The sequence below is a fragment of the Rhizobacter sp. P2_H2 genome, from assembly GCF_056403375.1.
Window position 1 is genome coordinate 1 of record NZ_JBFUFP010000573.1, and the last position, 3,469, is coordinate 3,469.

Annotated in this window: 5 protein-coding genes; all 5 read right to left on the reverse strand. The window is 67.2% G+C overall.

Going from position 1 to position 3,469, the window contains the following annotated elements; genetic code table 11:
* A partial coding sequence (locus tag AC1D15_RS22695) for a thioredoxin family protein (protein WP_477827748.1) occupies nt 1-639 on the reverse strand: 639 nt, incomplete at its 3' end.
* Nucleotides 640-754: 115 nt separating this feature from the next.
* Complete coding sequence (ahpC, locus tag AC1D15_RS22700) at nt 755-1,318, reverse strand: alkyl hydroperoxide reductase subunit C (protein WP_047511617.1); 564 nt, start codon at nt 1,316-1,318, stop codon at nt 755-757.
* Nucleotides 1,319-1,471: 153 nt separating this feature from the next.
* Nucleotides 1,472-2,587, reverse strand: coding sequence for a DNA polymerase III subunit beta (gene dnaN / locus AC1D15_RS22705; protein ID WP_477827749.1), 1,116 nt, complete (start codon nt 2,585-2,587; stop codon nt 1,472-1,474).
* A gap of 11 nt (nt 2,588-2,598) precedes the next feature.
* The gene (locus AC1D15_RS22710; RefSeq protein WP_477827750.1) at nt 2,599-2,787 is read right to left on the reverse strand and encodes a plasmid-related protein; all 189 of its coding nucleotides are present in this window, start codon (nt 2,785-2,787) and stop codon (nt 2,599-2,601) included.
* A gap of 61 nt (nt 2,788-2,848) precedes the next feature.
* The coding region (locus tag AC1D15_RS22715; RefSeq protein ID WP_477827751.1) for a plasmid replication/partition related protein at nt 2,849-3,469 on the reverse strand (621 nt) is incomplete at its 5' end.

Here is a 3,469-nt window from a genome sequence, read left to right on the forward strand (position 1 = left end):
CTTCTGGCCCAGCTTGGCCGCCACGCGCGCCGAAGCACCGGTGTCGACCTTGGTCAGGATCTCCGAGACCTCCATGCGGCCCGAGCCGAACACCTCGCCGTTCAGGTAGACGGTCGGCACGGCCATGATCTGGCGGCCTTCCACTTCGTCCTGGAACAGGCCGCCGTCGATCGCGACGTGCTTGATGCGCGGGTTCAGCACCGCCATCAGGTTCAGCGCCTGCACGACGTCGGGGCAGTTGTGGCAGGTCAGCGACATGTAGGTCTCGAACACGAAGTCGCCGCCATCCTCGCGGGTCAGCGACTTGATCTGCTCGATCACTTCGGCCTCGACCTTCGGCGGGTGGCCGCCGGCCTGCAGCAGCGCCAGCACCAGCGACGTGAACTCATGGCCCATCGGGATCGCGGCGAAGCGCACGCCCATCCCGGCACCGGCACGGCTGATGTTGAACGAGGGGCGGCGCGTGTCGGTGCCGTCCAGGCGCAGGCTCACCAGCTCGCTCAGGCCGGCGATCTCCTCGAGCAGCTCGCGCATCTCGCGCGAAGCGGGACGGTCATCGAGCGACGCCACCAGTTCAACCGGCTGCGTCAGGCGTTGCAGGTAGCCCTTGAGCTGGGCCTGGAGGGTGGCGTCCAACATGGTGATCGTCCTTTGTTTCGTGTTATTCGGGAAAGCCGGGGAAAGCTCCGCCCAGGACCCCGCCCGAAGGCGGGGCCGCAGAGCGGCAGAACAGGGAAAAAGCGAGAGAGAGGTCTTAGATCTTGCCGACGAGGTCGAGCGACGGCGTCAGCGTGGCGGCGCCTTCGTTCCACTTGGCCGGGCAGACCTGGCCAGGGTTCTTGGCAACGTACTGCGCGGCCTTCAGCTTGCGCAGGGTTTCCTTCACGTCACGCGCGATCGCGTTGTCGTGCACTTCGACGGTCTTGATGACGCCATCGGGGTTGATCACGAAGGTGCCGCGCAGCGCCAGGCCTTCTTCCTCGATGTGCACGCCGAATGCGCGCGTCAGCTTGTGCGTCGGGTCGCCGATCAGCGGGAACTTGGCCTTGCCGACGGCCGGCGAGGTCTCGTGCCACACCTTGTGCGCGAAGTGGGTGTCGGTCGTGACGATGTAGACCTCGGTGCCCAGCTTCTGGAATTCGGCGTAGTTGTCGGCAGCGTCTTCGACTTCGGTCGGGCAGTTGAAGGTGAAGGCGGCCGGCATGAAGATCAGCGTCGACCACTTGCCCTTCAGGCTCGCTTCGGTGACTTCGATGAACTTGCCGTTGTGGAAGGCTTCGACCTTGAACGGTTGGACTTGGGTGTTGATCAGCGACATCGGGTGATTTCCTTGGTGCTCTGTGGGTAGAAAAACGAACTAGCGGGACGAATTTTGACCGCACTGCAGCATTTGCGGGATTAATTGACTGAATCAAGTCGATGGAGAAAAACTATTGATCGGAAGGGCCCGATTCACGTCGGAGTCTTCACGTCAGAGCCGCATCGGGCTGACCACGTACTTGAAGTCGCTGCGCTCGGGAAAGGTGAACAACACCGCCGAGGCGGCATCCTGCAGCGCCATCGTCACCATCTCGGCGTCGGTCTCGCCGAGCACCTCGGTCAGGTAGGTCACGTTGAAGCCGATCTCGAGGGGCGCGCCGCCGTAGTCGACATCGATGTCTTCGTCGGCCTCCTCGCGCTCGGCGTTGCTCGAGACGATGCGCAGCGCACCCGGCGCGAGGCTCAGCCGGATGCCGCGGAACTTGTCGCTGGTCATCAGCGAGGCGCGCTGCAGGCATTCGAGCAGCGCGGCGCGGCCGAGCGTCACGGCATGCGGGTTGGCCTTCGGGATCGCGCGGTTGAAGTCGGGGTARCGGCCCTCGATCAGCTTGGTGATGAAGCTGATGCCGTTGAGCTCGAAGCTGGCCTGTGCGGGCGCGAGCCGGATCTCGACGCCGGCGCTGCCGTCGCCCTGGTCGTCGAGCAGGTGGCGCTGCAGCTCGTGCACCGCCTTGCGCGGCAGGATCACCTGCTGTGCCGGCAGTTCGGCGTCGACCGTTGCCTCGGCCAGCGCGAGCCGGTTGCCGTCGGTCGCGACGAGCCGCACGAGACGGCCGTCGGTGTTGAACAGCACGCCGTTCAGGAAGTAGCGGATGTCGTGCGCCGCCATCGCGAAGCTCACCTGGTCGACCAGCGACTTCAGCACGTGCTGCGGCAGGCGCAGCGTGGTGGCATGCGGCGCCCGYGCGACCAGCGGGAACTGCTCGGCCGGCAGCGTGTGCAGCGTGAAGCGGCTGCGCCCGCCCTGCAGCCGCAGGCGGCCGGGTTCGGCGGTCAGCGTGACGATCTGGTCGGGCGGCATCGCCTTCAGGATGTCGATCAGCTTGCGCGCCGACACGGTGGTGGCGAACTCGCCGGCATCGCCGCCCAGTTCGACCGCGTGGCCGACCTCGATGTCGAGGTCCGAGGTGATCAGCGCGATCGACGGGCCGCTCTTGCGGATCAGCACGTTGGCGAGCACGGGCAGGGTGTGCCGCCGCTCGACGATGCCGCAGACGGCCTGCAGCGCGCCGAGCAACTTCGCCTGGGTGTCCTTCAGCACGATCATGGCCGGCTCCTTCACGGCCGTTCGGGCTTGGACTGCCCAAACAGCTGCGCCTGCTCGGCGGAGTGCTTGGCCGCGAAGCTGCGCATGAAGTCGCGCAGCACTTCGGCGGCCGCCAGGCCCTGCGACTGGCAGGCCTGCACGAAGGCATCTCGCAGATCCCGCTCGATGCGGAYCCGCATGCCGGCGTCTTTGGTGTTCATCGGGGTCTCCGGTTATGGATACACATATGTGTATCCATTGCAGCGGAAACTATACCGTGGATCAGAACGGCGCGGTGTCGGCCTCGCCGGCGTGGGCGCGCAGCTGGGCGTGCAGGTCGGCGATCTTCAGCTTCAGCGCAGCGTTCTCGGCGGTCAGGGCGGTGACACGCTGGCGCAGCGAGTCGACGGTGTCGGCGCCGTCGTGCGGCTGCGCTGGCGGTGATTCCTGCTGCGCCTGTGGTGCTGCCGTGGACTCCTCGGCCGGCGCCTTGCGGCGCGATTCGCGCGCCCGCTTGGCGGCCTGCTTCAGCTCGTCCTTGCCGGCCGCCGCGGCGGCCACCTGCTCCTCGGCCGGCAGGCTGGCAACGGCGGCCGCCGCGTTGATCGAGATCGTGCCGGCCTTCACCGCCTCGACCACTTCTGGCGCCGCCTGCTGGCGGATCTTCTCGATCATCGCGACCTGGTTGCTGCTGATGCGCGCGGCTTTCGCGAGCGCCTCGCGGGTGTCGAGCGCGGGCGCTGCGGCCACCGGTGCGGGCGAGGCGGCCTCCGCCGGTTCGGCGGCGCGGCGCGCACGCTGGCCGGAGACGATCTCGCGCTTGCGCAGCGCGAGCACGCCGCGTTGGTAGTCCGACAGGCTGCGCCGGCCGAGGTGCTGGTCGATCATCCACAGGTGCACGTC